We start from the raw sequence: 390 nt of genomic DNA, 5'->3' as shown, positions 1-390 counted from the left end.
TGACCCTTGCCAATGATCGTGTCGAGCTCCCAATCGCCAATTCGCGAGCGGGTATCAACGATTTTAGGGCGCTCATCAATACTGACGCGGTCAATGATTTGGCCTCGGCGGCTGTAGCTGCCATATCGTTTACGACGGACTTTCTTGCAACGCAGGTGGGTATAGAGGTCTCCACCGGAGGCTTTGTCCTGGAGAAGATATTGGTAGATCCATTCATGACTCACACGAATATCGGAAACTGTTTTGAGCCAAAGACTAATCTGCTCGGGACTCCAATCCATACGGATGAGCCTTTCAATGAATTGCCAGGCATCGAATTGAAGTCGTCTGGAAGCCTTCGCGAGACGGCGCTCCTCAGCCCATCGCTGCGCCTGCTGAGGGCGATAGCCA

1 protein-coding gene is annotated in these 390 nt (G+C 52.8%); it reads right to left on the bottom strand.

Features of this window, described 5'->3' with window-relative positions:
* A partial coding sequence (locus tag ACXAFR_RS27555) for an IS30 family transposase (protein WP_475183436.1) occupies positions 1-390 on the bottom strand: 390 nt, incomplete at both ends.

The sequence above is a fragment of the Pseudomaricurvus sp. ABR4_320 genome (assembly GCF_056159445.1).
Note: the sequence above shows the minus strand (reverse complement) of the source record. Positions and strands in the feature narration are given on the sequence as shown.